The 26,458-nt window shown below is 38.6% G+C and carries 24 protein-coding genes, 1 pseudogene and 1 riboswitch; of the genes and pseudogenes, 19 read left to right on the top strand and 6 right to left on the bottom strand.

Annotated features, from left to right (window positions below):
• Positions 1-72 precede the first annotated feature (72 nt).
• Together AC25Y6_RS04775 and AC25Y6_RS04770 are read right to left on the bottom strand one after the other, a co-directional pair.
• Positions 73-873 (bottom strand): hypothetical protein, encoded by an 801-nt coding sequence (locus AC25Y6_RS04775; protein ID WP_482105217.1) that lies wholly within the window; start codon positions 871-873, stop codon positions 73-75.
• Positions 854-4,714, bottom strand: a complete 3,861-nt coding sequence (locus AC25Y6_RS04770) for an AAA domain-containing protein (protein ID WP_488142196.1) — start codon at positions 4,712-4,714, stop codon at positions 854-856. Before AC25Y6_RS04770 ends, AC25Y6_RS04775 begins: the two co-directional genes overlap by 20 nt.
• Before the next feature lie 322 nt (positions 4,715-5,036).
• Here AC25Y6_RS04770 and AC25Y6_RS04765 point away from each other — a divergent pair, with 322 nt between their 5' ends.
• From AC25Y6_RS04765 to AC25Y6_RS04755, 3 genes are all read left to right on the top strand, one after another.
• Positions 5,037-5,234, top strand: coding sequence for a gamma-type small acid-soluble spore protein (locus AC25Y6_RS04765; protein WP_482105219.1), 198 nt, complete (start codon positions 5,037-5,039; stop codon positions 5,232-5,234).
• Between the two features lie 27 nt (positions 5,235-5,261).
• Complete coding sequence (sspL, locus tag AC25Y6_RS04760) at positions 5,262-5,396, top strand: small, acid-soluble spore protein L (protein WP_482100705.1); 135 nt, start codon at positions 5,262-5,264, stop codon at positions 5,394-5,396.
• 255 nt (positions 5,397-5,651) lie between these two features.
• Positions 5,652-6,473: a squalene/phytoene synthase family protein gene (locus AC25Y6_RS04755; RefSeq protein ID WP_482100706.1), complete on the top strand. Its 822-nt coding sequence runs from the start codon at positions 5,652-5,654 to the stop codon at positions 6,471-6,473.
• 122 nt (positions 6,474-6,595) lie between these two features.
• On the opposite strand, the gene AC25Y6_RS04750 is transcribed toward AC25Y6_RS04755, so the two are convergent.
• On the bottom strand, positions 6,596-6,964 hold the full coding sequence (locus AC25Y6_RS04750; RefSeq protein ID WP_482105221.1) for a DUF378 domain-containing protein: 369 nt from the start codon (positions 6,962-6,964) through the stop codon (positions 6,596-6,598).
• 413 nt (positions 6,965-7,377) lie between these two features.
• Positions 7,378-7,422: riboswitch (PreQ1 riboswitch) on the top strand.
• Between the two features lie 7 nt (positions 7,423-7,429).
• Here AC25Y6_RS04750 and queC point away from each other — a divergent pair.
• The 5 genes from queC (at position 7,430) to AC25Y6_RS04725 (ending at position 11,228) form a co-directional block, all read left to right on the top strand.
• Positions 7,430-8,095 carry a 7-cyano-7-deazaguanine synthase QueC gene (queC, locus tag AC25Y6_RS04745; protein ID WP_488142195.1) on the top strand — a complete coding sequence of 222 codons (666 nt, stop codon included), beginning with the start codon at positions 7,430-7,432 and terminating at the stop codon, positions 8,093-8,095.
• The gene (queD, locus tag AC25Y6_RS04740; RefSeq protein ID WP_482100709.1) at positions 8,092-8,517 is read left to right on the top strand and encodes a 6-carboxytetrahydropterin synthase QueD; all 426 of its coding nucleotides are present in this window, start codon (positions 8,092-8,094) and stop codon (positions 8,515-8,517) included. The genes queC and queD overlap by 4 nt, the downstream gene beginning before the upstream one ends.
• Positions 8,514-9,221, top strand: coding sequence for a 7-carboxy-7-deazaguanine synthase QueE (gene queE, locus AC25Y6_RS04735; RefSeq protein WP_482100710.1), 708 nt, complete (start codon positions 8,514-8,516; stop codon positions 9,219-9,221). Before queD ends, queE begins: the two co-directional genes overlap by 4 nt.
• 382 nt (positions 9,222-9,603) lie before the next feature.
• Positions 9,604-10,680 (top strand): DUF2157 domain-containing protein, encoded by a 1,077-nt coding sequence (locus AC25Y6_RS04730; RefSeq protein ID WP_488142194.1) that lies wholly within the window; start codon positions 9,604-9,606, stop codon positions 10,678-10,680.
• A complete protein-coding gene (locus AC25Y6_RS04725) occupies positions 10,677-11,228 on the top strand; it encodes a GDYXXLXY domain-containing protein (RefSeq protein ID WP_482100712.1) in 552 nt (183 codons plus the stop codon). Before AC25Y6_RS04730 ends, AC25Y6_RS04725 begins: the two co-directional genes overlap by 4 nt.
• A gap of 81 nt (positions 11,229-11,309) precedes the next feature.
• Here AC25Y6_RS04725 and AC25Y6_RS04720 read toward each other — a convergent pair whose 3' ends face one another.
• The 3 genes and pseudogenes from AC25Y6_RS04720 to AC25Y6_RS04710 form a co-directional block, all read right to left on the bottom strand.
• Complete coding sequence (locus AC25Y6_RS04720) at positions 11,310-12,185, bottom strand: glycerate kinase family protein (protein ID WP_488142193.1); 876 nt, start codon at positions 12,183-12,185, stop codon at positions 11,310-11,312.
• Between the two features lie 508 nt (positions 12,186-12,693).
• Positions 12,694-12,987, bottom strand: a pseudogene (locus AC25Y6_RS04715) (glycerate kinase); the annotation flags it as partial.
• Between the two features lie 107 nt (positions 12,988-13,094).
• Positions 13,095-14,270, bottom strand: a complete 1,176-nt coding sequence (locus tag AC25Y6_RS04710) for a M20 metallopeptidase family protein (RefSeq protein ID WP_488142192.1) — start codon at positions 14,268-14,270, stop codon at positions 13,095-13,097.
• A gap of 257 nt (positions 14,271-14,527) precedes the next feature.
• Between AC25Y6_RS04710 and AC25Y6_RS04705 the strand changes: the two genes are divergently transcribed.
• The 11 genes from AC25Y6_RS04705 to nspC all read left to right on the top strand — a co-directional run bounded on the left by AC25Y6_RS04705 (position 14,528) and on the right by nspC (position 26,385).
• Positions 14,528-15,925, top strand: a complete 1,398-nt coding sequence (locus AC25Y6_RS04705; protein WP_488142191.1) for a sigma 54-interacting transcriptional regulator — start codon at positions 14,528-14,530, stop codon at positions 15,923-15,925.
• A gap of 11 nt (positions 15,926-15,936) precedes the next feature.
• Positions 15,937-17,265, top strand: coding sequence for an aspartate aminotransferase family protein (locus tag AC25Y6_RS04700; protein ID WP_482105228.1), 1,329 nt, complete (start codon positions 15,937-15,939; stop codon positions 17,263-17,265).
• Between the two features lie 17 nt (positions 17,266-17,282).
• Positions 17,283-18,077, top strand: coding sequence for a transporter substrate-binding domain-containing protein (locus tag AC25Y6_RS04695; RefSeq protein WP_482105229.1), 795 nt, complete (start codon positions 17,283-17,285; stop codon positions 18,075-18,077).
• A 35-nt stretch (positions 18,078-18,112) separates the two neighbouring features.
• Positions 18,113-18,772, top strand: a complete 660-nt coding sequence (locus tag AC25Y6_RS04690) for an amino acid ABC transporter permease (protein WP_482105230.1) — start codon at positions 18,113-18,115, stop codon at positions 18,770-18,772.
• Positions 18,765-19,487 carry an amino acid ABC transporter ATP-binding protein gene (locus AC25Y6_RS04685; protein WP_482105231.1) on the top strand — a complete coding sequence of 241 codons (723 nt, stop codon included), beginning with the start codon at positions 18,765-18,767 and terminating at the stop codon, positions 19,485-19,487. The genes AC25Y6_RS04690 and AC25Y6_RS04685 overlap by 8 nt, the downstream gene beginning before the upstream one ends.
• Before the next feature lie 311 nt (positions 19,488-19,798).
• Entirely contained in the window at positions 19,799-20,629 is an 831-nt protein-coding gene (speD, locus tag AC25Y6_RS04680; RefSeq protein ID WP_488142190.1) for an adenosylmethionine decarboxylase, read from the top strand.
• Between the two features lie 44 nt (positions 20,630-20,673).
• Positions 20,674-22,101: an aminotransferase class I/II-fold pyridoxal phosphate-dependent enzyme gene (locus AC25Y6_RS04675; RefSeq protein WP_482101006.1), complete on the top strand. Its 1,428-nt coding sequence runs from the start codon at positions 20,674-20,676 to the stop codon at positions 22,099-22,101.
• On the top strand, positions 22,098-22,949 hold the full coding sequence (gene speE, locus AC25Y6_RS04670) for a polyamine aminopropyltransferase (RefSeq protein WP_482100720.1): 852 nt from the start codon (positions 22,098-22,100) through the stop codon (positions 22,947-22,949). The genes AC25Y6_RS04675 and speE overlap by 4 nt, the downstream gene beginning before the upstream one ends.
• Positions 22,939-23,793 carry an agmatinase gene (speB, locus tag AC25Y6_RS04665; protein ID WP_482105234.1) on the top strand — a complete coding sequence of 285 codons (855 nt, stop codon included), beginning with the start codon at positions 22,939-22,941 and terminating at the stop codon, positions 23,791-23,793. The genes speE and speB overlap by 11 nt, the downstream gene beginning before the upstream one ends.
• A gap of 243 nt (positions 23,794-24,036) precedes the next feature.
• Entirely contained in the window at positions 24,037-25,236 is a 1,200-nt protein-coding gene (locus AC25Y6_RS04660; protein WP_482105235.1) for a saccharopine dehydrogenase family protein, read from the top strand.
• 12 nt (positions 25,237-25,248) lie between these two features.
• Positions 25,249-26,385: a carboxynorspermidine decarboxylase gene (nspC, locus tag AC25Y6_RS04655; RefSeq protein WP_488142189.1), complete on the top strand. Its 1,137-nt coding sequence runs from the start codon at positions 25,249-25,251 to the stop codon at positions 26,383-26,385.
• Positions 26,386-26,458 lie beyond the last annotated feature (73 nt).

The raw sequence follows: 26,458 nt of genomic DNA, 5'->3' as shown, positions 1-26,458 counted from the left end.
TGAATTTATGTGATTAGTTTCTGTGATACTTGGTACAAACGATGTTCTAAGGACAAAGACCGGCTAGTTAACTTATGCCAAATATGTTTCCCGCCACTTTTTACGTTCCTTTTCATTTAATTGTGCTTCGATAACCTCATCCCAGTGACTTGTTAGTGTATTCCAAACACGCGCGTATAATATATCTTCAGATTTGTTATACAAATGAAATTCTATACATTGTGATGATTCAGTTGCTAACTCAGATGCAGATATAATTTCTGAAACAATGACTTGAACGTTTCCTTCACCTGACTCAACACCACTCTTTTTAAGCACTTCTATTAATAAGTCATCTTCTATAACTGCCAAATCCCTCTCATCAAAACCAACAAAATAACGGTAGACTTCGGCATTTTCATATGCACCTTTTTTTATTTCGCCTATCAAAAACGCTGAATGACTAGGACTATAGAGCGTCTGTGTCGATTTTTTTTCTGGTTCATGTTCAAAAACCCCTTTCTTCAGCTGTTCAATCCCGGCTTCAGTCAATGAAAAAAAGCCTTCTCTCTTTTCAATTACACCAGTTCTGGACATTTTATCGATTAAATCAGTAATAAAGAGCTGTTCTACGAGAAGAACTTCACTTAATTCTTCTACTGTCGAAAATTCAGCTTTTCCAAATGCAATCAACATCATTTTCATGAGTATATCCATTTTAGTTCGCATTACCGTTTTATATTCAATTTCAATTAAATGTATAGGTAGATTCCATATTAGAGAACCCATTACTTTTAGATTGATGTCCTGCTGAAGTTCCTTTGTTAACCGCGCTTTCAACTCAATCATTAACCTGGGACCTCCATCCATCAAATTACGATTTAACAATTCCATCTAGACCTCTTAAGCCATTTTTCATTTTGATATTCTCAAGTAAACGTCCGTACATTTTCCTCGAACTAGGATGTTTCGTCTGTACTGTAAACATTTCTGAACTCCCTACTATAATGAGTAGTTCACGTGCTCGAGATAACGCTACATTTAAACGTCTATAATCTCTCGCAAAACCGATATCTCCACCTTTTTCCCGATGGTTTCTAACAAAACTCAATATAATGACATCCATTTCCATTCCTTGAAACTTATCAACCGAACCGGTTCTGCAATTTAAATGTTGAGGTATCAGCTCTTGATGAATTAGCCGATCCATCCTTTTGACTTGTTCACCGTAGAAACTAATTACGCCGACACTTTTTTTAGTATCTTGATTCATTAGCCCAGAGGTTTTGGCCTTCTCAGTAGCCATATCTAGATCCTTCAATATTTTACAAGTCATGTTTAGTTCAGCTTGATTGAAACGACTTGTGCCGCCCTTGACCTTCTCTTCGAAATACTTTTGTTCGTTCGGCATATCAAACCATAACAGATGATCTTTTCTATTCACGAAGTGGGAATCAAGCAAATGATCACGCAAGGAATCCGAATCAGTTAACCCGCAGCGTAGACTGTAATTCCCTTCTTCATAGAACGGCGTAATTGTTTCCATAATACTTTCATGCATGCGGTACTGAATACCCAGCATCGTTTTGTTTTGTTTTGGCAACGTTCTGAAAAGACGTTCAAATAATGATTCTTTCAAAAGCTTTTCCAGTTCATTCTTTTCTTCATGACTGTTGCTTTCTTCAAGTAATTCTTCAAGAGTTGCTTGTCCCATGAGCGGAGGCAACTGATGATGATCTCCAACTAATATGATTTTTTTCCCTTTTAACATTGGGAGAAGTAGTTCTGGCGGCGTCGCCTTGGAAACTTCATCGATAATAACTACATCGAAAGTAGGATACTCCTCCATGAAATCACGCCGTGCAGACGCAACGCAGGTTGTACCAATTACGTTTGCGTGTTTAACATATAGTTTTCGTATTTCATCTAAATCATATTCAGTGGCATTAGTCAGAAGTGAAACCCATTCTTTTTGGAGTTTATCTGTTATTGGTAGTCGTTCTTTTTCTACTTTAAGTTTTTCTACTTCAGTGGAAATGGTTTGAATGGTAGTTAAAACTTGTTTACGGATTTCTTCAGGATTTTCATCCAATAGCTTATCCAAGGTCATCATTACTTTTTCCAACTTCATGAGATTGCTGCTCAATGCCTCAGTTTTATCTCTAATATCTTCAAGTGCCTTTGAAGTATCTAAATGATGTTCTGCATTAATTCTATTTTCATGCTTTTTCTTTTCTAATTCATCTTTATATTGTTTGATATCCTTCTTATTCTCATTATAATCCGAAAAAACGATCTCATTTTTCTTCAATTCCTCTATTGCAGCACTGATTGTCATAGTTTCGTCAACGGGTTCCACTTTTTCTAAAAGTTTCATGGCCGTTTGCTGAAGACTGATGATCTCAGCTTGGTGATTACTAACAATTAAGTCGATTGCTTTTTTTTCTTGTCCTATTTCCACTATGGATTGATTCGTCTGTTCGCTAATTTCGGTTTTTATGACTGAATACATTTTTTTCGAGTTTATCTTAATTTGATTTTGTTTTTCAAAACCTGCTTCTTGCAATTCTGAAAATCTCTTTCTTTCATATAACATTTCAAGTGCAATTGCTATCTTTTCGAGATTGTCATATTTTTGTGCCGAGTAGCTACGCGTTTCTAGGCTGCTCTTGGTAGATGGGTGAATTAGAAATTTACCTACACGGTCAATAAGGCCATGAATTTCTTTAATAGAACTATATTTATCATTTACTGTTCTTTTCAGTTCTTTCTTAATAAAACCATTATCTTTCAATAAACGCTCAATCATTTCAATGGCATTGTATAGTCGCTGTGAAAGTTCTTGCCACTCACTGTATCCAACATCCGCTGTTTCAGATTTAATAGTGGCGATCAATTGATTTAACTCGGTAATTTTCCACTGTGTGTTGAAGTGTGGAATAATTTCAAACGAATCCATGTGTTTTTGTAAACGATCTATTTTAGTGATTTTTTGAATATCCTCCAAAAATACATGAAGTCGCTTCTTTTTGGTATTTATTATTTGTACTTCTTTATGAAGGGCCCCAATGGACCTATTCATCTCGTCAATCTTATTTACTGTTTGACTATAGCTAATGAAGTATTGAAGCTTTTCTATTCGTAGTTCTAATTTTTCCATTTGCCCCGCTGTAGCTATACTTGTGCTTTTCGATAAGACGAGCTCTTCAAGTCGATTAACATCACTGGTTAACGTCGTTTCAGATTGGATGAATGCGGCCTGAATTTTGACCAACTTATCACTTTCTTCTTTCAAGTTCTTCAGATTAGTAAGTTGCTTTTTCATTGTCAAAGAATTAGTTATGTATTCTTCTTGAGCGGCTTCCTTCAATTCAACTTTTTTGTCTAAAGACATCAATTCATTCTTCATTTCTGTTAACTTTACGCCATGACTAACTAACAAATCATTTATTTGTCTTTCTCTATTTGTATTCGACTGGCGTTTTGCATTGATGGTATTCAACGTCACGTCTTTCCAGTTTATAGCTACGTTTTCTTCAATGAACTTTTTGCCTTCTTCTTCAATACTTTCAGTTCGACCATAACGTAAAATTCGGACGTCCTGATGAGATAGAAGTCTTCCGAGTGCATTATCCACAGCAAGGTTTGCTTGGGAAGCAACGAGAGTACGCAGACCTGCTTTGACATTCTGGTGGCATATCTCTGAAATAACCGTCGTTTTCCCTGTACCCGGTGGTCCTTGAATAACGTACAAATCATTTGAAGTCATTGCTCCAGTGACTGCTTCTTTCTGGAACTGGTTAAGTTCATTATGAAAAACAAGATTCTGTTGTTTCTTGGAAATACGTACAACTGGCCGCTCTTCAAAAAGTACCCTCTCCAAATTTGCATTGGCAGCAAGTCCATCCTGTAGATCTTTGAACCCCTTTCGAAGTCTCCTTACCTGGCTAAGCGCAGCAAAGTTACTAAATACTACTTCCTTATATGTATTCGGATTCCATTCATTCCGGCGAGCCATCTCTTTACAGTTGCGACTCAGTTCGATTTCTACAATCCCTTTGCCCTTACTCGTATTAATAACATTTCCAATTTCATTTTGAAGTCCTTTCAACTTAACACTGAAACCATTAATAGTATTCCATTCATTTCCTTTTAGTTCTTTACATCGAATGGTCAATTTACTGAAGTCTGCATTCAAAGATGCGTGTGAAAAAGGCGTCGTCAAATCATCGACATCGGCAATTCTTTCCTCTACTCGCAGATAGCCTTCCCAGCCGGCAATTCTTTTCTTCACATACTCCGAACGTTCTTGTGCAATCGGCAACTCTCGAATGCTTGTGTAAAGATCAATCGGCATTGCAATACCTGTACTACGCCCTACCAGAAATTTCAAGCGTGCTGGAAGACGTCTGTTTGTCTGGACGGGTTCTTTCCTTCCCCTAACTTGAAAACCGGTTGCCAAAAAACTTTCATTTTGATAAACGCATTCCATTACGGCCACTCTATCATTTAGACGTTTTGATAAAACTTCATTCGCTACGTTATCAAAGTAAATTGAAAACGACATATTTCCCTGTCTATTATTCGGTCGTTTTTCAATATATACATAAAAGGATTCTTGCATCGAAAAAAATGCATATTCGCCAATTGTCAATTTCGCTATTCCTTTGCGGGCATTATCCGTCATGCCTAGTCCGCACCGCATTACCTTAAGTGTGGATGAATCTTGTTTCATTAGCATGCCCTCTTTCACAATCTGATAACTATAAACATGGAAAAGTCAGCATCCCTATTCAGATTACTGACTTTTCATTATGACTTATACGATTATTTTATATTGATTTCTCATTTGTAAAATGCGGCTAACAGACGAACTACCTTGATGGCCCAATAAATCAGCAATTACCTTTTTTCGTGTTTTGGATTTTCACTCTAGACAATTATAGTGTATTTCCGAAGCAGTGTCCCATATAGTCACTTGCACCAATGACAATAAATCCCTGAATAATTATCCTGAATTGAGAGAACATAAGTATACACAAAATGGAGGTGACTTTTTGAACATAAATAGCAATTCGAACAAAAGAACTTATACAGTATCTGGAACAGATATTGAAGACGTAAAAAGAAAAAATGCAAACTCGGGCCTAACTTATAATGAAGTAAAAGAATTAATTGCCAAGAGTGGCGGACTTGGAACTGGTATCTACAGTGATACAAATCCAGATGAAGTGACAAGGAACAATCACATATAGCAATTCATTTTAATAGGGGGTGAAAAAATGGAGAAAGACAAAAATAACGATAAGGGTAAGAAAGCGACTAGTGTAACACCCCAAGGTTATGCAGATACTGACCTATCAAAAGATCCAAAAAGCAAACTGGAAGAAGCCGCTAAAAAGAAGAACACGAAATAATAATTTGTCTTTTTTGCACATTACGACATCAATTTGAAGTTGACTGCAATATAATCCAAACTCAGCCTTTAAGTTGTAGGCTGAGTTTATTTGTACGTATTACTGCCGTCCATGATACAATAAAGATTATACGATCCAAGTATATTGTGAGCGAATACAATCTGAATAACCTGAGATATTATCCGAGTAATTGATTGTTTTCTATCTGACGCGTCAAAACATTAACAACCTCATTGTGAAAGGGGGATCATTTCATTGATTAATGAAGCAAAGTTAAATAAAGAAGCCATGCACATCCTTAAGTTGACAAGTAGAACCTTTTATATCCCCATCAAATTACTAAATCCAACATTAAGAAAGTCTGTAGGATCAGCATATTTATGTATGCGAGCAATTGATGAAATTGAAGATCACGAAGGATTACAATCGGAGACGAAGCAATATCTTTTGCGCTCAACAAGCGAACTTTTAAAAGCAGACTTTGATGGTGCAGCCTATCAACAACTATTAAAGCCTTATGAGGACCTTTTACCTGAAGTAACATTAAGGCTGGCTGATTGGCTATCTTTTTGTCCGGAAAATATTATGGACAAGGTAAAAGAGTCAACAAGTATTATGGCAGACGGAATGGCGAAATGGGTCGAGAAGGATTGGTTAGTTAAAACCAAAGAAGATTTAGATGAATATACATACTATGTAGCAGGATTAGTAGGTGTTATGCTTTCGGACATATGGGAGATGTATGATGGCACTAAAACAGATCGTGAATTAGCTATAGGATACGGACGTGGTTTGCAGGCAGTCAATATGCTTCGCAATCAAGAGGAAGATGCTGATCGCGGCGTTCATTTTATTCCCGATGGTTGGGACCGTAACGACATGTTTTCCTATGCAACAAAGAACTTGGATAAAGCGGATGCCTATGTAGAGTCATTAGACACTAAAAACATTCTTTTATTCTGTAAAATCCCACTTGCCTTGGCAAAAACAACATTAAAAACGCTTAAGAGTGGTAAAGAAAAAATGTCACGAGCTGAAGTTGAATCTACAGTAGATGAAATTATTAATGAAAATTGACACCAATTTATATTAATACCTTCGAAAAAGTATTGGTAATGCATTAAAAAACATCCCAGCCCTTGTCAATATGACATAGGCTGGGATGTTTTTTCAAATGCCACAACTTTGCTCAGCTTCCTTTATTTTTTATTGTCTGTTGAATCCTTCTTTCTTGTGTCAGCTGAATTCTTTTCATCAATGGGTTTCTTAGAAGACTCACGCAACTTCGCAATATCTGTTTCCTCACCAAACTCAGTATCGTAACTGAGATTATTAACGCCTCGACGATTGATTTCTTTATCTGCGACTGTTTCTTCGATTGGATTAAATAAGATACCCAAGCAAGCCAATCCACTTAACCCAACCAGACCGTAAACCACCCGTGATAAAAACGCCTCTTGTCCACCAAATAGTGATGCTACCAAATCAAACTTAAAGAATCCAATTAAGCCCCAGTTGATTGCTCCAATTATTACCAAAGCCAAGGCAATTCGTTGTATCGTTCTCATGATTTTAACACCTCCCTTATTTAATTAGCAGTTTCGAACAATTATTGAATCCGCAATACCGTTTCGAGTTTTTAAAGGGATTACATCATTACGAATGGGCACCATAAAAACACTCTTCCCGGTAATTGTTAAGATTCGTTATTATCTTCTGCTAAAAAAGCGTTTTAATACATAAATCATAAAAATTTGTGGAGTTAATCGGCACTAATCCTATATATTTTATGCTTCCCGTTTTTGATCCTTGGTGATGTCAATTCCCTTTATACAAATGAATGTACCAACAAATCACATTTTATATATTAAAATTGATTAGGATTAAATCGGTATATAAATACTGAATAAATATATCATTTTATTTAAAGTGGAAACTACTACTAGTAGCTTCTACTCCTATGCTATTATTAACATTGTTCGAAAAAGAGGTTCGAAAACTCCCTCTCAAAAAAAACTAAGGAGATGTTTACTATGAAAAATGAAAAAGCAGTCGTTGTATTCAGTGGCGGCCAAGACAGTACAACATGTCTAATTTGGGCATTGAAAAATTTCGCTGAAGTTGCGACGGTCACGTTTGATTATGGTCAGCGCCATTCAGCGGAAATTGAATGTGCAAGAAAAATTGCGGATGAGCTCGGTGTGTCGTTTAAACTGCTCGATATGAGCCTTATTAATCAACTATCTGCTAATGCTTTGACACGTGATGAAATCGAAGTAAAAGAAGTAGATGGTGAATTACCTTCTACCTTTGTTCCAGGAAGGAATCACCTATTTCTGTCGTTTGCGGCTGTCTATGCGGATGCGATTGGAGCCCGGCACTTAATAACGGGTGTGAGTGAAACTGATTTTAGCGGATATCCAGATTGCCGTGACAATTTTATTAAGTCATTGAATGTCACGTTGAATTTAGCAATGGATGGGCGCTTTGTTATCCATACGCCTTTAATGTGGCTGGATAAGGCCGAGGTCTGGGCAATGGCTGATGAATTAGGTGCACTTGATTTTGTACAGCACAAAACACTTACATGCTACAACGGAATTCCAAGTTCAGGCTGCGGGGAATGTCCAGCTTGTGTGTTACGAAATGATGGACTAATTGCTTACATTACTAAAAAGTCTGAAGGTGTTTCCGAATGATGCAGCAATTTTACCCACAAGTTCAGCACTCGTTTCGTTTTGAACTTAACAAAGACATGCATTTTTCTGCGGCGCATTACATTCCGAGTGAAAATGCTGGAAAGTGCCAAGTGATGCATGGGCATACGTACTATTTGAACATAACAATCGGAGGAAATGAATTGGATTCAATTGGTTTTCTGATTGATTTCAAGGAACTCAAAACCCTTATTCATGATAAATATGATCATTCCGTATTGAATGATCATCCTGAATTTAAGGCTAACTTCCCTACAACTGAGAAATTAGCCGAACAGATTTATAATTCAATTCAGGAAGTTCTACAGACGAGGAGCAATAAAGCAGTCTGTCTTCAGGTCATTGTCCGTGAAACGCCAACAAGCTACGTCATCTACCGGCCTAAACTGGAGGAGAACGTATGAAGATTCCTGTGATGGAGGTGTTCGGACCAACTATTCAAGGTGAAGGAATGGTAATGGGATTGAAAACGATGTTCGTTCGGACATCAGGGTGTGATTATTCATGCTCGTGGTGTGATTCCAGTTTCACGTGGGATGGTTCAGGAAAGAGCGTTTCGAAACAACCAATTGAAATTATAGATGAACTTAAAGCTATTGGAGGGCAGTCATTTTCACATGTAACAATATCAGGTGGGAATCCTGCGCTTCATAAAGGTATCGGGGAACTTGTTGATTTATGCCATGAACAAGGCTGGAAAGTTGCGGTTGAAACGCAGGCTTCTTTTTGGCAGGATTGGTTGTTGGAAATCGATGATATTACCCTTTCTCCAAAACCACCTAGTTCTGGAATGGCAACAGATTTCAGCAAACTGGATACATTTATGGAGAAACTGCTTAATACGACGGCTAGTTTGAAAATCGTCATTTTTGATGAAGTGGATTTCAAATTTGCCGAAGCCGTCCACCAACGTTACCCGGCTTTTCCTTTCTTTTTACAGACAGGAAACGACGATACGACGACGACTGAAAATGAACTGCTAGTGTCTACTCTACTGAATCGGTATGAATGGTTGGTTGATTTGACCGTCAATTCATCTATCATGAATGACGTTAGGGTGTTACCTCAGCTCCATACCCTTATATGGGGGAATAAACGTGGGGTTTAGATATGTACTAATAAAATTACGCATGGTAATTGTCCAGAATCGCCAGCGAATAATTTAATCCACACAATGAGCAATACGGATACAGTTGTATTACTATATTGAACGACTTCAATACATTATCGAAATTTCTTAATACGTAGGGATGCGATTTCGTCGCATCCCTACTTTCATTTTAAGGAAGAACACTTCTTATAGCACACAGCAAAGAATACAATGTGCTAAGTACTAGAGTGCCCAAAAACTATTCATTCGTCTATCTACCACTTGTCTCTTATACAGTTTAAACTGTTCTAGAAAATAGCCTTAACTTCCAGTGTTGTTAATGAATAAAAACGGGTATAATTAAGCATACGAGAAACTATGGAATAGGGGGCTCGATTAGATGAAGAGAAAAGTCAGTAATTCTGAATACCGTGTTCTTGAAAAGGAGTTTCGCTATTTGGAACAAGCAGGAAAGCTTGGGACGGATCAAAGAAGCGCACTTCTATCGGAATACGAGCCTACTGAACGAGTGGGTTTTGTGCGGGTCTTGCTGGTCTTTGGAGCCATTTTAATAGGTGTCGGTATTTTAAGTTTCATCGCTGGAAATTGGCAGGAAATACCGAAACTTGCAAAGTTTATTCTATTATTCTTTGCGACAGCTGGCTTTTATATTGGCGGCTATAAAATGGAAGAACGTTATCCAAAAACATCGCGTAGCCTTTATTATATCGGTGTGGCTGTGTACGGTGCTGGTATCTTCTTGATTGGCCAAATGTTTAACCTAAGCGCAGGCGTCTATGCAGATTTCTTCATGTGGGGACTCGGGATTTTACCGCTCGCATATTACTTGAAAGATAAATTTATAGCTGCAGTAGCAACAGGATTTTTCATTATCTATGGATTCAATGTATGGGGTGGAATCAGTGGTGTACCTTACTTCCTTCTACTTGTCATTCCATTTCTTTTTTGGATGAATGAAAAAAGGTTCGATCATTCTAGAGGTTTGTTCATCGCTAATACGGTTTTAGCAATGACGTTTATTTTCAATTTATTCATCTATTTTGATGTGCATGGGCTTCTTATTGCAAGTACTTTCTTCATCATTGGGTTATTTCTCGCCTTTTACCCGTTTGGCAGGTACCAATTATCGTCTGAATGGCTTGGTTCAGTTGTCTATGGAATAGCGGGTCTATTTCTAACATTTCCAACTACTTGGATAGATGTTGTTTCTGGAGATACTGCCGAAATCATGGCGATTATTTTCACAATTGTTTTCGCGATAAAACTACTGTTCTTCTTGAAAATCGGTAGTTTACCCGCTGTTCTCATTGTTTGTGCACTGATTTTCCGCTTTTACGCAGATTTGTCATATGACTTCATGCCAAAATCACTATTCTTTGTCATTGGTGGTTTGATCCTAATTGGCTTTGGTTTCTGGTTTGAAAAGACACGTCAGAGGAAAGGTGATAGCCAATGAACAGGATGAAAAATAAGCGTTTTGGTTTCATCGTTGCATTAGCCATCCCTCTTATATTGTTAATTAGCTTGACTTTTAAACCGCTATGGGCGCTAACGTACGGTGAAGATATCAGCTTGTTAACTGTGCCTGTGGATCCGAGAGATTTATTGTATGGAGATTATGTAACGCTCCGCTATGAAATTGAGGAAGTTGCAAAAAGCGAAATTCCCACAAGTATTTTGAAAAAAATTGAAAAACACACGAATTCCAATCAGTTAACTGTTTATGGAAAGCTAGTTAAACAGGGAGACATTTATGTACTTGATAGCTTAACTGATAAAAAACCAAAAGGCAGTATTTACTTAACTGGAAAACTGAATGGCTATGACTATCAAAATACGACAGGTATAAACGTTCATTCCATTAACTTTGGTTTAGATAGATTCTATGTACCAGAAAACACTGGAAAAGAGCTTGAGGATTTATCTGCTAAAGGGCAATTGGTTGCTCACTTAAAGGTGAAAAACGGTTATGCAATTTTGAAGGATATTCAAGCAATTCAATAACATGAAAAAGCCCAAAACAAGTTCAGGTGAACTGTTTAGGGCTTTTTTGTTTAGCTTTTCAATCGTTTTTTGATTTCCATATCATTCAACCACTTTTCTAGTTGAAAAATAGGTACGACAAACTTGTTCCGCGACTTTTTCTAATAGCTCACTTGCGTTTTCCATGGCCTCATTTAAACTCATCGGTTTATTCATGATGCTGTATGCTCCAATTACGCCGTACTGATAAAGTGAATCGATATCCCCCATTAGCGACCCAGCCAGAATTATAGTAGATACATTGCGTTTATTTGCCATTTGGGTAACTCCCATGGGTGTTTTTCCAAAAGCCGTTTGAAAATCCAGTTGTCCTTCGCCCGTAATGACAAGGTCTGCATTTAATAGATGTTCGTCAAGCCTTGTATACTCGAGTACGACATCTACACCCCGCTTTATTGTTGAAGGAAAAAACGCAAGAACTGCGCCTCCGAAACCACCTGCCGCACCTGCTCCCTGAAGTTCATGGAGTCTAATGCCTATATCCCTTTCAATCAAATTAGCAAAATGTAAAAGGTTGTTGTCTAAGAGTTCAGCTATTTCTTTAGTCGCGCCCTTTTGCGGACCAAACACGTGTGAAGCCCCATTAGGTCCAACAAAGGGATTCTCAACATCAGACGCAATCAAAAATCGACTTTCACTAATGCAGGGATCAATGTTTCCCGTAGAAATAGTGTCCAGTTTATTTAATGATCCCCCGCCAAAATCAATCTCCGCACCTGTATTATCCCTCAGTTCTAGACCTAGTGCTTGAAGCATTCCAGCGCCCCCATCGTTTGTTGCTGAACCACCAAGCGCCAATATGAAACTTCTAAATCCTTCATCGAGTGCATGTCTAATCAATTGACCTGTTCCATAAGTAGTTGCGTTAAGTGGATCTAATTCAGTACTGCTCAATGAACCTCCCACGACTGAAGTCACGGGTTTCAGGGTTGGTGCTATCGCACATTGACCACTTGAGGCTGGGAACACACAGCCGCTATACCGTTAGCGAATGCTTTCGGCACTACTTTTCTTAGGATGTTTACTGCACCATTAACATCTGTATTTATTAAAAAATTATTTTTAGTACGGTAAATACCGCGTTTTAATCTTTTCCACTGAAAATGTGATTTGTATTATTCCCCGATTTGTAGGTCGGAATAATGTCTTCATCTACAAAACTTGCCTGATAAAGAAGTTTGTCGTGTTATATAGGTTATTACTATTTAGACAAAGTTCATCGATATAAGTATACATTTTATGGCCATTTTTAATGTTGAATTGAAAAGTTCGATATTCTTTATTCGTCTCCATAGTTTGTCACCTGCCTCCATTAAGAATATTATACCAAATGGAACATGCGTTTGCATAGTGATGTCACTTTAGAACAAAAAAAGAAAGCCAATTCATCCCACGATTGAAGTCACGGGTGTTCTTGGCTTAATCATAAATTCAAACCTGATGCAGTCGCCATCTCGATTATACAAGTTTTAGTATCTCCAAGCACACCGTATTTAGCTTCAATCGGACTTCTAAGTGGTCCTATAACTAGAACTGTCTTCGTATATCCTTTGGTAACAGCGACTAAGTTTTCCATTGTTCCCTCGCCCCCATCTGCTACAGGGACAAGAACCGTTTCTGCATTTGGAAACGCTTGGAAAACACCTTTTTCAATCGATCGTGCAGCTTCCATCGCTGTGACACTGCCTTTAAATGAATCTGGAGCGATAACTATTTTAATCTTTAACTCCCCCTTTATTCAACCGTTTACAACAACTAGCATTCATTTATTATAAAATTATAGTCCTGCCTTTAATATTGTACGGGCTATTGCGCTCCGAGCATTGGTTATGTTTGATATGCAAGTACAATTCCCGCGAATGTTTTCGCGATCATTTCCATTGCAGGTTCGTGAAAGTCAAAACGTTCATGATGATGTGGAAAGACATTATCTGTGTCATCCATTTTTGCTCCAACGAAGAAAAATGCGCCTGGAATTCTTTGCAGAAAATAAGAAAAGTCTTCAACCGGCATAATTGGTTGAGTTTCCACCAAAACGTCCTTACCAAATGCATCCGTTACCACTTGGCGGACAATATTCACTTGCGTTGGATGATTCCAAAGTGCGTCATAGCCTTTTTCTATTTGGACTTCAACTTCACAACCGAGTCCACGACCGACAAATTGTGCGAGTTCAATTAGACGTTTGCCGGCAAGCATTCGTAAGTCCTCATCAAAGACTCGAATTGTCCCTTCCATAACTGCTTTCTCTGGAATGACGTTATCCGCATCCCCTGCATGAAACTTCCCTATCGAAATGACAAGTTCTTTCAATGGGTCTGCATTGCGGCTTACAATCGACTGTAGGGCAACCATAATATGACTGGCTGCCAGAATCGGGTCTGCCCCATTTTGCGGTTCCGCCCCATGTGCTCCAGAACCATTTACAGTGATTTTTATCGTATCTTCTCCAGCCTGTAAATAACCATCACGCACATAGACATAACCCGCTTCCATATTTGACTGTAGATGGGCACCGTAAATCGCATCGACGTTTTCAAGGCAACCATCTTCAATCATTGCCCTTGACCCACCAGGTGGCAGTTCTTCCCCGAACTGATGAATGAGCACAATAGTCCCCTGAAGTTGGTCCTTTACTGAATTCAAAGATTTCGCAAACCCTAGTAATGCTGCAGTATGACCGTCATGCCCACAAGCATGCATGACTCCGGGAACAGTTGATTGATAAGGGACATTTTTAGCATCTTGAATTGGCAACGCATCAAAATCCGCTCTAAATGCAATTGTTTTCCCAGACCTCCCACCACGAATTATCCCCGTGACTCCTCTTCCACCAACCCCACGTCTAACTTCAATTCCCAAGTCTTCCAAGTAGTTCGCGATGAAATTAGGCGTTTCAATCTCCTGATGTGATAGCTCAGGATGCATATGTAAATGACGACGAATCTTTATCATTTCTATCCTGGCATTCGATATATTCTTGAATATCATTTCTTTTAGCATTCATAATTCTCCTTCCATTTAATGAATTTAAATTGTAGCCCTTCTAGTCAGTTAATCATAAAGCAATAGAGAAAGGAAATCCTAATTTCCCTTTATTCATTTTTGCATAATTATACTTGTGCAAGAATGAACATACATGTTATACTTTTCAACGTTATCAACTATTTACATAAAAAATCTTCCCTATTTTTAAATATCTATTGCCGCTATTCTGAAAAAGCAGTACAATTTATTTACTTCTAAATAATAATTCAAAATTGAATAATGTCATTCTGAGGAAAGGTGGTCGTATGTTAGGATTTTTCTTACATCCAAATTCAAGGGAAGAAATTATCGATTCATATGACGAAGACATCATCGTAACCAATCACGCAGGTATCATAGTAAAAGCTTCGCAAATTAGTGGAAGAAATTATGGTATACAAGCTGAAGAGTTACTCGGAAAGTCCGTTTATGCGCTGGAGAAAATGGGGATATTCTCGCCTGCCATAACACCTTTAGTTCTTCAACAGAAAAAGAAAGTAGTCATTATACAATCGACTCCAGGTGGACAGAAAGTACTTATTACTGGTATGCCTTTTTTTAATGAATCGGGTGAAGTTGAATTTGTAATGAGCTATTCATATGAAGTAGCAGAACTTCTGGTTATTCAGGAATACATGAAAGATCTTGAACTTGAAATGTCTTTGGCAAAACAAGAACTATCTCACTTACGTAAAGAAAATCTTACAATTGATGGGCTGACGATTGAAAGCAGATCAACTCGAATCGCCTATGAAACTGCACGTAATGCAGCCGCACTAGACGTCTCCATTTTCCTTTATGGAGAAGCAGGAACCGGGAAAACGACAATGGCAAAGGTCATTCACAATGAAAGCACTCGTAAAGATGGGCCATTCATTGAAATCGACTGCGAAACAATACCTGAAGCGATGTTTGAACGAGAATTATTCGGTGGTGAGTTTGAAAACACAGAAACCGGATTGTTGACGTTATCTCATGGAGGTACACTCTATTTAAAAGGGATTAATAAGTTGTCTGTTCATTTACAAGGGAAACTGATGAGTGTTTTAAAAGCACGTGAATACACACCTATCCATTCAACGATAGCCATTCCACTTAATGTGAGACTCATCAGCTCTTCCGAAAGTGTTCTTACAGATGCATTACTTGGAAAAGAATTTCACCGAGACTTATATTATTTACTTCATATTGTGCCTATTTATTTAAAACCATTACATGAGAGAAAAGAAGATTTGAGTGCTTTAATTACATTTTATTTGCATCACTTTGCCAGTTATCACCATACCGAGAAGAGAATTGCAGATGATTTGTTTAACCATCTACTTCGACTTGAATGGACGGGTAATCACAGCGAGCTGAAGAATGTAATGGAACGACTTGTTGTTCAAAGTACTTCTTCTATTATCACGTCGATAGACTTACCACCAGAATACCGCAAGGAAACCACAAATGATTTGTCTATTATTCATCTTGAAGGTCGTACGCTCCCAAGCATTTTAGAAGACGTAGAAATGAAAGTCTTAAGAGACGCACAAGAGCGCTATCGAACAACAACTGAAATTGCGAAATTCTTAGGAATAAGTCAACCTTCCGTCGTACGCAAACTAAAAAAATACAATGAATTTCAATAGGAGTGTCTAGATTGTCTCTACAAAACAATGAAAAACAAGATTGGCTTCATATGGTCGACAATATCGGAAACTTTCTAGCACCAAGCATGGCAAAAGACCATCCGAATTTACCGGTTGTTAAAGCTGAGGGATGTTATTACTACGGCGCTGATGGTAAAAGGTATTTAGACTTCACATCTGGTATTGCCGTGGAAAACGTCGGTCATCGTCATCCCAAAGTAGTTCAGGCGATAAAAGACAGTGCGGACAACCTTATACATGGTCCCTCGGGCGTCATCATTTACGAATCAATTCTAAAACTCGCTGCGGAATTACAATCGATTTTGCCACCAAAACTCGATAACTTCTTTTTCGCAAATAGTGGTACTGAAGCGATTGAAGGTGCATTAAAACTTGCCAAGTACACTTCTCGCCGACCTTATATTGTTTCTTTTACAGGATGCTTCCACGGACGTTCAATGGGCGCATTAAGCGTTACAACATCTAAAAGTAAATACCGAAAACATCTGCAACCCACATGGCTTTCATATCAATTGCCATATGCTTTACCTGAATATCTTCCTGAAGGGGCAGATCCTGAAGTCTTCTTCCCTGAAAAACTAGAACAAGACGTAAAAAAACTTTTCAGTCACCAAGTTGACCCTGAAGAAGTCGCCTGCATGATCATCGAACCAGTTCTCGGCGAAGGTGGCTACATCATTCCGCCAAAGGCATGGCTTAAAAAAGTTCGTGAAATTTGCGACCGTCATGGCATTCTTCTTATTTTCGATGAAGTCCAAACAGGGTTTGGCCGTACTGGTAATTGGTTTGCTGCACAGACATTTGATGTTAAACCGGACATCATGGCGATTGCTAAAGGGATTGCTGCAGGACTTCCGTTAAGTGCGACGGTCGCCTCCAAGGAACTGATGGATCAATGGCCGCTCGGCACACATGGAACGACTTTTGGCGGTAACCCTATAGCTTGTTCTGCTGCCCTTGCTTCTCTTGAAGTGATGAAAGAAGAAAAGTTATTGGAAAACGCGACCGAAATGGGTGCCTATGCAAAGAAACGCCTGCTTGAAATGAAAGAGAAGCACCCAGTTATTACCGATATTAGAGGTGTCGGCTTGATGATTGGTATCGAACTCGGTAATCCTGATTCGGGTGAACCTGATGGCGAAGCCGTAATGACTGTACTAGATAGTTGTCTCCAAAAAGGCGTTCTGTTCTACTTATGCGGTAACTCGGGTGAAGTAATCCGGATGATTCCCCCGCTTACAATAACGAAAGAGCAGATTGACGATGGATTGAACGTATTGGATGAAGCTTTAACGGAATTCGAAAATAAAACCAATTGAGAATGGAGAGATTTAATATGAAAAAATGGTCAGGAATTGCACTTCTACTCGTTTTAGTTATGAGCGTACTAGCGGCATGTGGAACGAAAGATGAGGCGGATAGCGGAACAACAGGTACTTCAGATACGGAAGAAACCAAGATTCTTAAGATGGGAACTTCAGCTGATTACCCTCCTTTCGAATATGTTGACACTGCGGTAGGTGATGAAATTATTGGCTTCGATATAGATTTAGCAAAAATGGTTGCTAAAGAACTTGGCTATGAGCTTGAAATTGAAGATATGGATTTCAATGGCCTAATTCCAGCGTTACAAGCAAAGAGCATTGACATGGTCGTTGCAGGTATGGACGGCAACAATGAAGAACGTAAAAAAGTAGTGGATTTTTCAACAGCATATTTCACAGCAACAAATCTGGTAATTACAGCAAAAGACAGCAACATCAATAGTGCGGAAGATCTTAAAGGTAAAAAAGTAGGCGCACAAACAGCTTCTGTTCAAGAAAAAGGTGCGCAATCACTTGAAGAACAATTTGGGTATACAGTCGAAAGCCGGGACCGTGTTCCAGATTTATTCCAAGAAATCAAATCTGGCCATCTTGATGCAATCGTAATTGCGGATGTAGTGGCAAATGGCTACATCGAGTCAGATAAGGACCTATCCAGTTTTGAGCTTCCTGAAGAGCACAAATTAGGTTTATCAATGGCATTCCAAAAGGACAGTCCATTGACTGCTGAATTCGACCAAGCCCTAAAAGAATTACAAGACAAAGGCGAAGTGGAAAAACTAGTTTTGAAATGGTTCAGTAACTAAGCAACTAAGTCAGATAGGAAGAGAGGGTGTAACCCATGAATTTAGACTTTACACAAATTGCTCCCTCGATTCCTTATATTCTGCAAGGAATCGCGGTCACTCTAAAAATTGTTGGCGTTGCGGCACTTATTGGTTTTGCAATCGGAATTCTTTTGGCATTATGCAAAATCGGACCATTTAAAGGACTCAAATGGTTTGCGGATATCTATACGTCCATTTTCCGTGGAACACCGTTAATTCTCCAACTTCTTTTAATCTATTACGGTACCCCACAACTTTTTGATATAAAAGTCAGTGCGTATACCGCAGCTATCTTGGCATTCGGTTTAAATTCGGGTGCATATATCTCAGAAATTATTAGAGCTGGTATTTTAGCTGTAGATAAAGGACAGCTAGAAGCTTCAATGGCGCTCGGTATTCCTTATAAGAAAATGATGAAAGATATCGTTCTACCGCAAGCTTTGAAAAATATTTTACCCGCATTAGTAAATGAGTTTATAACGTTAACGAAGGAATCCGCGATTGTCACTGTAATTGGTGTCACGGACATTATGAGAAGATCTTATATTGTCGGTGGTAGCACTTATCGCTATTTTGAATCCCTTATCTTCGCAGGTGTCATCTACTATCTAATGGTAATTGTGTTAACACTTCTTGGGAAAGTGATTGAAAGGAGGATGAGAAGAAGTGATTAAGATTCAGAATCTCCGTAAAAACTTCGGGAAAGTTGAGGTTTTGAAAGGTATTTCAACCACCATTAAACAAGGGGAAATCATCGCGATTATTGGCCCTTCAGGTTCCGGGAAATCAACATTTCTTCGTTGCATCAATCTCCTTGAAAATCCCTCTAGCGGACAAATATGGGTGAATGAAAATGAAGTGACAAATCCCAAAGTGAATATCATGAAGGTTAGAGAACAAGTGGGAATGGTATTTCAACAGTTTAACCTCTTCCCTCATAAGACTGTTCTTGAAAATATTATATATGCACCAATGATGGTAAAAGGTACTTCGAAGAATGATGCAGAAATTCTTGGACGTGAATTATTAAAAAAAGTGGGCCTTTCCGAAAAAGAGAAAGAACATCCAGTAAGGTTATCAGGTGGGCAAAAGCAGCGTGTAGCAATTGCAAGGGCTTTGGCAATGTCACCTGAAATGATGCTGTTTGATGAGCCGACTTCCGCCCTTGACCCCGAAATGGTTAAGGAAGTACTGGAAGTTATTAAATCTTTAGCGGTAACGGGAATGACAATGGCAATTGTCACACATGAAATGGGATTTGCAAGAGAAGTGGCAGATCGCGTGTTATTTTTAGACGATGGTCAATTAGTAGAAGATGCCCCCCCTGCCGAGTTCTTCTCTTCACCAAAGAGTAAACGAGCACAAGACTTTTTAGAGAAGATTTTGTAAATTAAATAATTATATAATTACTACTACCAGTTACTCAGCAAACTATTTAAGCCGAGTAACTGGCTTTTTGTTTTAACGCATAAAGTTCAAGTCTAATCCACAGACTATAATAACGAAAACAATAATTCACTTGGAAATAGGATTATGTAACTGACGCGGATAGTGCGAGTCGTATCTATTATATTTCAATGAAATTGGCCTCTACGTAGTTATGATATCGTACGCCTAATAATGATAAATTAATTTTACTTTTTCTAAAAATAACTATATTGACTAGGAATTAGACGTGCTATAATTAGTATTGTTTTCACATGAGAGGCGTGATGTTAGGGTTGGAAAATAAGCTGAAGCTATATGGCTTTAACAACCTCACCAAGACACTTAGCTTCAACATCTATGATGTTTGCTATGCGAAAAGTGAGCGGGAGCAAAGTGAATATATCGAGTATATTGATGAACAATATAATTCTGAGAGATTAACGGCTATTCTCCATGAAGTGACCGAAATTATTGGTGCTCAAGTTTTGAATGTTAGTAAGCAGGATTATGATCCCCAGGGTGCGAGCGTAACAATTCTTATCTCTGAAGGTTCCTTTCCTGGACCACTGATTGACGGCCCTTACAGTCAAGAGGAACTGTCAATTCTTAAAACCCGTAATACAGTTGTAGGTCATTTGGACAAAAGTCATGTGACTGTGCATACATATCCTGAATATCACCCAGATAACTCGATTGCTACTTTCCGGGTAGATATCGATGTCTCGACGTGTGGTAAAATATCACCTTTGAATGCACTGGATTATCTGATTGGCAGTTTTGATTCGGATATTATAACTACTGATTACCGCGTGCGTGGGTTTACTCGTAGCATTGAAGGGAAGAAAGTATATATAGATCATGCTATGGAATCCATCCGGGATTATATTGACAGTGAAACCTTGCTGAAATACGATTGGAAAGATATTAATGTCCATCAATCAAATATTTTCCACACGAAACTATTGATAAAAGACATAAACTTACAAAATTATTTGTTTAATACGAATGTCTCTGAGCTTCCTATTAGTGAAAGACTCGAGATTACAACGATGTTACGTAGAGAAATGACAGAGATTTTTAACGGTTCTAATATAGATGAATAAGGGGTGATAACGTGACAAATCATTTGCAACATAGAGCCCCCATCATGGAGGCCCTCAATCAATATAAATCTATGCGTGTCGTCCCTTTCGATGTCCCTGGTCATAAACGCGGAAGAGGTAATCCTGAATTAGCTGCATTCTTAGGTGAGCAATGCCTGACCATGGATGTCAATTCCATGAAGCCGCTTGATAATCTATGTCATCCGGTTTCAGTAATCAAAGAGGCTGAAGAATTAGCTGCTCAAGCCTTTAATGCAAAGAATGCCTTTTTCATGGTGAATGGGACAACATCTGCTGTACAGGCAATGATCATGACGGCATGCAAAGCTGGAGATAAGATCATTATGCCTCGCAACGTTCATCGTAGCGCCATTAATGCACTCATTTTAAGCGGTGCTGTACCCATTTATGTAAATCCCGGCGTCCACAGTGAACTCGGTATTCCCCTAGGGATGTCCGTAAAAGATGTGGAACAAGCTATTTTAGAGAATACAGATGCTAAAGCCATTCTTATCAATAACCCTACTTATTATGGGATTTGTTCTAACTTGAAGGCACTAACCGATCTAGCCCATAAGCATGGCATGCTCGTCCTTGTAGATGAAGCACATGGCACGCATTTCTACTTCGGTAATAACCTCCCTGCTTCTGCAATGTCAGTTGGTGCTGATATGGCATCCGTTAGTATGCACAAATCTGGAGGTTCATTGACACAAAGTTCATTTTTATTGATTAATAATGACGTAAGTGAAGGTTATACACGACAAATTATTAATTTGACGCAAACAACAAGCGGTTCTTACTTATTGCTATCCTCTTTAGATATCTCAAGACGAAGTTTAGCTCTTAATGGGATAGAGATTTTTAAAAAAGTAGCAGAAATGGCGCAATACACCAGGGATGAAATCAACAAAATTGATGGCTATTACGCCTATTCAAGAGAGCTTATTAATGGAGATACCATTTACGACTTTGACGTAACGAAACTCTCGGTAGATACGCGTGAAATCGGATTGGCTGGAATTGAAGTATATGATATTCTGCGAGATGAGTATGATATTCAAATCGAGTTTGGCGATATCGGTAATATTTTGGCCTATATTTCTGTTGGCGATAGGCATTTGGATTTGGAACGTTTAGTAGCTGCCTTAGCAGAGATCAAACGTCGCTACTCTAAAGATAAAAACAGGATTTACATTCATGAATATATCAGTCCGTTGGTGGTTTTAACCCCGCAAGAGGCCTTTTATGCACCCAAGCAAAAGTTACCTATCTCAGAAAGCGCGGGTTATATTTCCAGCGAATTCGTGATGTGCTACCCACCTGGCATCCCTATTCTAGCTCCAGGTGAACGAATTACAAAAGAGATTTTAGATTTCATTGATTACTCAAAAGTAAAAGGTTGTTTCCTAACCGGTACTGAGGACAGCAATATTGAAAATATTAATGTATTGAAGGAGTTGGTGGAATGAATTTATGGTACACAGAAAATCATTCGCCCAATGTCCGTTTTTCATTGAAAGTGGAAGAGCACCTCTACACCGGTAAAAGTGATTTTCAAAAAATCGATATTTTACAAACGGCAGAGTTCGGAAGAGTTCTAACACTTGATGGACTGGTCATGTTGACAGAAAAGGATGAATTCATTTATCACGAAATGATTACACATGTTGCACTTGCGACTAATCCGGCTATCAAAAAAGTGCTAGTTATCGGAGCAGGTGATGGTGGAACAATCCGCGAGTTAACTGCCTATCCGACGATTGAGGAAATCGATATGGTGGAAATTGATAAATTGGTTGTAGATGTATGCAAGGAATACTTGCCACAGACGGCCTCAAAACTGGATGACCCTAGAGTCAAATTACACTTTGAAGACGGGTTAAAATTTGTTCGCAGGATTGAAAATGAATATGATTTAATTATCGTGGATTCAACAGACCCATTTGGTCCAGGCGAAGGATTATTCACTAAAGAATTTTACGGCAACTGTTACAAAGCTCTAACTGATGATGGAATTCTTGTAAATCAGCACGAAAGTCCATTTTACGCTGAAGACGCACTCGGGATGAGGAAAGCACATCAAAAAATTGTAGGGTTCTTCCCTGTTTGTAAAGTGTATCAATTTCATATGCCCACTTATCCATCCGGACATTGGTTATTTGGTTTCGCGTCCAAAAAGTTTGACCCTATTCAAGATTTGGATGTAGCGGCATGGAACGAACTTGGCTTGAAAACGAAGTATTACAATACGGGTATACATGTCGGTTCATTCGCTCTTCCAAACTATGTAAAGGAGCAATTAAAAGATGTTGAATAGAAATATTGAAACGTTTATTGGCTGTGACAATGAATATGATGAATCAAAAATCGTCATTTTCGGTGCCCCTTTCGACTCAACGACTTCTTTCCGCCCAGGTACTCGCTTTGCTAGTAAAGCCATGCGCGGTGAATCGTTTGGTATTGAGACGTATAGCCCCTATCAGGATAGAGATTTGGAAGATATCACTGTATTTGACGGTGGCGATTTAGAATTAAGTTTCGGAAATACTTCTAGAGCGCTAGGACAAATTGAGGATTTTACAACTCAAATTTTGAATGACAGCAAGATCCCATGTATGATTGGCGGAGAACATCTAGTGACACTCGGTGCTGTAAGAGCTGTTGCTAAAAAACATCCCGACTTACATGTGATTCAGTTTGACGCACATGCAGATTTACGTGAGGATTATCTCGATGAGACTCTTTCTCATGCTACTGTCATACACAGGGTATGGGACTTGCTTGGAGATGATAAAATCTTCCAGTTCGGTATCCGCTCTGGCGACCGTAGCGAATTCCAATGGGGGCAAGACCACGTCTTTACTAACAAGTTCAACTTTAACGGTTTAGAAGAAATTGTTGATAAGCTTAAAGGAAAACCCATTTATTTAACCATTGATTTGGATGTCTTGGATCCTTCTGTTTTTCCTGGAACAGGTACACCTGAAGCTGGTGGTGTCAGCTTTATGGATTTACTGAATGCCATATTAACAGCGAGCGGTCTTAATATTGTCGCATGTGATGTAAATGAGCTATCCCCTATTTACGATCAAAGCGGCGTTTCCACAGCTGTCGCATGCAAAGTGTTAAGAGAATTGTTATTAGCAATTAATACCGACTAAAAGAATTTTTTATCTTAATTCTTATATGTAAATTAATTTCATAATTTCTAATTATAATTAAAAAACTTAACATTAACTAAATTTCGTTATCGATTACTCACTTGCATGGATGAGCTCCGTTGATTGTAACGAGAAGCGTCTGCCTGGAGTGTAAATCAACCTTGTTCAGAATTTAATACAATATCCTCTATATAATGAAATTGATTCAGATAACTAAAAATAATAAAATGGCGGTGTATATTAATGGGAAAAGCTTTAATTATTGGTGCTGGTGGAGTTGCAGGGGTCGTTGCTCATAAATGTTGTCAGGTTCCAGACGTGTTCGAAGAAATCTGTATCGCAAGCCGTACAGTTTCTAAATGTGACGCATTGAAAGATAAACTAGACGGCGGTCGTACTAAAATTCAAACAGCGCAAGTAGATGCGGACAATGTAGAAGAATTAGTTGAACTTATCAATCGTTTCCAACCAGATATCGTCATTAACGTTGCATTGCCTTACCAGGACTTAACGATTATGGATGCATGCCTTGCTACTGGCGTTGACTATGTCGATACGGCAAATTATGAACCACTTGACGAAGCCAAGTTTGAATACAGCTGGCAATGGGCGTACAGAGAACGTTTTGAAAAGGCGGGTATCACTGCCCTACTTGGTAGTGGTTTTGACCCTGGTGTTACAGGTGTCTTCTCTGCACATGCGTTAAAGCATCATTTCGATGAAATTCATACAATTGACATTGTAGATGCAAACGCTGGTGATCATGGTTATCCTTTCGCTACAAACTTTAATCCAGAAATTAACATCCGTGAAATAACAGCAAATGGTAGCTATTTTGAGAATGGTGAGTTTATCGAAACTCCGCCATTGTCAATTAAACGTGTTTATGATCTTCCTGAAATCGGTCCAAAAGATGTTTACTTGTTACATCATGAGGAATTGGAATCTCTTGCACTCAATATTACTGGTATCAAAAAGATTCGTTTCTGGATGACGTTCTCAGAGAATTATTTGAACCATTTAAAAGTACTTGAAAACGTTGGCATGACTTCTATTGAACCTATTATTTTCGAAGGTAAGGAAATTGTTCCATTACAATTCTTAAAAGCAATCTTACCGGATCCTTCTTCCCTAGGTCCTAGAACAGTAGGCAAAACGAATATCGGCTGTATCTTCACAGGTATCAAAGATGGCGAAGAGAAAACATATTATGTCTATAATGTCTGTGACCATCAAGAATGTTATGCAGAAGTCGGTTCACAAGCGATTTCTTATACAACCGGGGTACCTGCAATGATTGGTGCTATGCTTGTTATGACTGGTAAATGGAAGAATCCCGGCGTACACAATATCGAAGAGTTCAATCCTGATCCATTCATGGAAGCACTCAACAAATACGGTTTGCCATGGCAGGAAAGCTTCAATCCTGAACTGATTGACTGAGGAGGACTAACATTGAACATTGACTTGAACACACTCCCCTCCCCCAGCTATGTAGTAGACGAAGGTTTACTCATTAAAAACTTGGAGAAATTGAAATCAGTTATCGATCGGACCGGATGTAAGATTCTACTCGCACAAAAAGGGTTTTCGATGTTCTCCGTGTATCCGTTGATAGGAGAATACTTGAATGGCGTAACGTCTAGTTCCGTCCATGAAGCAAGACTAGGCTATGAAGAAATGGGTAAAGAGGTACATACCTACGCACCCGCTTTTTCTGAATCGGAGTTTGAGGAGATTCTTACTTACTCAGATCATATCGTCTTTAATTCATTCCAACAATATAATCAGTTCAAGGGCAAAGTACAGAACCATTCGAAGCAAATCGAAATCGGGCTGCGCATTAACCCCGAGTACTCTGAAATCGAAGTCGATATGTACAATCCCTGTTTTTCACATTCAAGATTTGGTATAACGCTTGAAAACTTTGAAGAAGACCAGCTTGAAGGTATCGATGGCCTACACTTCCATACAATGTGTGAACAAAACTCTGATACACTTGAAAGAACTTTACAAGTTGTAGATGAAAAGTTTGGAAAGTATATTCAAAATATGAAGTGGATCAACTTCGGAGGCGGTCATCATATTACAAGACCGGATTATGATATTGAAACACTCATTCGTTCAATCCTGTTTATGAAGGAGAAATATGGAGTTCAAGTGTATTTGGAGCCTGGTGAAGCTGTAGCACTAAATACCGGTTATTTGGTTGCTACTGTTTTAGACACCCTTCACAACGGAATGCCGATTGCCATTTTAGATACTTCAGCAGCTTGCCATATGCCTGATGTACTTGAAATGCCTTATCGCCCTGAAATCATTGGCGCAGGACTTCCGAACGAAAAAGCTTACACCTATCGATTTGGTGGACCTACTTGCCTTGCAGGTGACGTAATTGGTGATTACTCTTTTGATGAGCCTTTAAAGCCTGGCGACAAACTGGTCTTTTGTGATATGGGTCATTACTCAATGGTGAAAAACAATACTTTTAATGGTGTTAATTTACCTTCTATCGTTTTGAATACAGTTAACGATGGTGTTAAAGTGATTAAACAATTTGGCTATGAAGACTTTAAGAGTCGTTTATCTTAAACTGAACGAATATCAATAATAAGCCAGCAACTCAGTGGGTTTAACCCGTCGAGTTGCTGGCTTTTTTGATACA

The organism is Sporosarcina sp. Y1004, assembly GCF_057669665.1.
This window is presented reverse-complemented; position numbering and strand designations above follow the sequence as displayed.

What these genes read in the sequence shown, in the direction of transcription:
- queD (WP_482100709.1), top strand. Translation starts at nt 8,092, where the DNA reads ATGATGCAGCAATTTTACCCACAAGTTCAGCACTCGTTTCGTTTTGAA.
- AC25Y6_RS04710 (WP_488142192.1), bottom strand. Translation starts at nt 14,270, where the DNA reads ATGCTAAAAGAAATGATATTCAAGAATATATCGAATGCCAGGATAGAA.
- speB (WP_482105234.1), top strand. Translation starts at nt 22,939, where the DNA reads ATGTTGAATAGAAATATTGAAACGTTTATTGGCTGTGACAATGAATAT.
- speD (WP_488142190.1), top strand. Translation starts at nt 19,799, where the DNA reads ATGAGAGGCGTGATGTTAGGGTTGGAAAATAAGCTGAAGCTATATGGC.
- AC25Y6_RS04690 (WP_482105230.1), top strand. Translation starts at nt 18,113, where the DNA reads ATGAATTTAGACTTTACACAAATTGCTCCCTCGATTCCTTATATTCTG.
- AC25Y6_RS04660 (WP_482105235.1), top strand. Translation starts at nt 24,037, where the DNA reads ATGGGAAAAGCTTTAATTATTGGTGCTGGTGGAGTTGCAGGGGTCGTT.
- AC25Y6_RS04770 (WP_488142196.1), bottom strand. Translation starts at nt 4,714, where the DNA reads ATGAAACAAGATTCATCCACACTTAAGGTAATGCGGTGCGGACTAGGC.
- AC25Y6_RS04775 (WP_482105217.1), bottom strand. Translation starts at nt 873, where the DNA reads ATGGAATTGTTAAATCGTAATTTGATGGATGGAGGTCCCAGGTTAATG.
- AC25Y6_RS04730 (WP_488142194.1), top strand. Translation starts at nt 9,604, where the DNA reads ATGAAGAGAAAAGTCAGTAATTCTGAATACCGTGTTCTTGAAAAGGAG.
- AC25Y6_RS04725 (WP_482100712.1), top strand. Translation starts at nt 10,677, where the DNA reads ATGAACAGGATGAAAAATAAGCGTTTTGGTTTCATCGTTGCATTAGCC.
- AC25Y6_RS04750 (WP_482105221.1), bottom strand. Translation starts at nt 6,964, where the DNA reads ATGAGAACGATACAACGAATTGCCTTGGCTTTGGTAATAATTGGAGCA.
- sspL (WP_482100705.1), top strand. Translation starts at nt 5,262, where the DNA reads ATGGAGAAAGACAAAAATAACGATAAGGGTAAGAAAGCGACTAGTGTA.
- AC25Y6_RS04695 (WP_482105229.1), top strand. Translation starts at nt 17,283, where the DNA reads ATGAAAAAATGGTCAGGAATTGCACTTCTACTCGTTTTAGTTATGAGC.
- queE (WP_482100710.1), top strand. Translation starts at nt 8,514, where the DNA reads ATGAAGATTCCTGTGATGGAGGTGTTCGGACCAACTATTCAAGGTGAA.
- queC (WP_488142195.1), top strand. Translation starts at nt 7,430, where the DNA reads ATGAAAAATGAAAAAGCAGTCGTTGTATTCAGTGGCGGCCAAGACAGT.
- AC25Y6_RS04675 (WP_482101006.1), top strand. Translation starts at nt 20,674, where the DNA reads ATGGAGGCCCTCAATCAATATAAATCTATGCGTGTCGTCCCTTTCGAT.
- speE (WP_482100720.1), top strand. Translation starts at nt 22,098, where the DNA reads ATGAATTTATGGTACACAGAAAATCATTCGCCCAATGTCCGTTTTTCA.